This window comes from Comamonas sp. NyZ500 (genome assembly GCF_016772095.1).
In the GTDB taxonomy this organism is placed as follows: Bacteria; Pseudomonadota; Gammaproteobacteria; order Burkholderiales; family Burkholderiaceae_C; genus Comamonas; species Comamonas thiooxydans.
On the sequence record NZ_JAEIJE010000051.1, the window covers coordinates 1 to 1661 of the forward strand.

Here is a 1661-nt window from a genome sequence, read left to right on the forward strand (position 1 = left end):
GTTTTTCCATCTCAATCTGACCCACGCATTAACCCTAGCCTGCTGCTTTCTTGTGCAGCAGGAGACCAGGAGTGATTGACGTGGCCACTTTGAGTGTCATCCGGCGCTGGGCTCTGCGTGAGCACCTGTCCATCCGAGAGATCGCCCGCAGAACTGGGCTTTCTCGCAATACCATCCGCAAGTATTTGCGCTCCGACGTTGTGCAACCTCAACTTGCACAGCGCACCATCGCCACCAAGCTCGACCCCTTCGCCAGCAAGCTGTCAGGCTGGCTGCGTACAGAAGTCAACCGCTCTCGCAAGCAGCGGCGCACGATCAAGCAGATGTTTCTGGACTTGCAGGCGTTGGGCTACACCGGCTCCTACAACCGAGTCGCTGCCTTTGCCAGAGTATGGAAGGCTCAGTGTCATGCGGCGGAGCAGACATCAGGGCGAGGCGTTTTTGTGCCCCTGGTCTTCGGCGCTGGAGAAGCCTTCCAGTTTGATTGGAGCGAGGATTGGGCTGTCATCGCGGGTGTACGCACCAAGCTTCAAGTGGCTCACTTCAAGCTCAGCCACAGCCGAGCCTTCTATCTGCGGGCCTATCCCCTGCAAACCCATGAGATGCTGTTCGATGCCCACAACCGTGCCTTTGCGGTGTTTGGAGGCATCCCTAGGCGAGGGATCTACGACAACATGCGCACAGCCGTTGATCGTGTCGGCCGTGGCAAGCTCAGAGAGGTCAACGCCCGCTTCAGTGCTATGGCCAGCCATTTCCTGTTCGAGGCACAGTTTTGCAATCCGGCCTCGGGATGGGAGAAGGGACAGGTCGAGAAGAATGTTCGGGACGCTCGCCATCGTATCTGGCAATCTGTACCAACGTTTCCAACACTCAGAGCCCTCAACGATTGGCTAGAGCAACGGTGTCAACAGTTATGGCAAGAGATTGCGCATGGCCAATTGCCTGGCTCACTTGCTGATGTGTGGGAGCAAGAACGCTCAACCTTGATGCCCATGCCTCGGCCGTTTGACGGCTTTGTCGAGCATGCCAAACGAGTCTCTCCCACCTGCCTAGTTCACTTCGAGCGCAATCGCTACAGCGTGCCGGCCTCTTATGCCAACAGGCCCGTGAGCTTGCAGGTTTATGCCGACCGCCTGGTTGTCGTGGCCGAAGGTCAGCTCGTCTGCGAACACCCGCGCATCATTGAGCGCAATCACCAAGGCTCTGGGCGTACGGTCTATGACTGGCGCCATTACCTGGCCGTATTGCAGCGCAAGCCTGGCGCATTGCGCAACGGTGCGCCGTTTGCCGAGTTGCCAGACGCATTCAAACGACTGCAAGCTTTGCTCCTGAAGCAACCTGGCGGCGATCGCGAGATGGTGGAAGTTCTTGCCTTGGTGTTGCAGCACGATGAGCAAGCCGTCCTGGCCGCTGTCGAGTTGGCACTGGAGGATGGCGTACCTCGCAAGACCCACATCATCAATATCTTGCACCGCCTCATTGATGGAACACCGGAACCTGAGCCCATCCATTCACCCCAAGCCTTGGCCTTGATCGTTGAGCCACAAGCCAACGTCGTGCGCTATGACCAACTCCGACAGGTGCGCCATGCGTCATGACCCCGCCATTGCTGCGATCATCATCATGCTGCGCCAACTCAAGATGTTTGGCATGGCCCAGGC

General features: G+C 57.9%; 1 protein-coding gene. It reads left to right on the forward strand.

Annotated features, from left to right (window positions below; all coding sequences use genetic code 11):
* Window positions 1-71 precede the first annotated feature (71 nt).
* Window positions 72-1598: an IS21 family transposase gene (istA, locus tag JAO85_RS25495; RefSeq protein ID WP_045840614.1), complete on the forward strand. Its 1527-nt coding sequence runs from the start codon at window positions 72-74 to the stop codon at window positions 1596-1598.
* The last annotated feature ends 63 nt before the right edge of the window (window positions 1599-1661 follow it).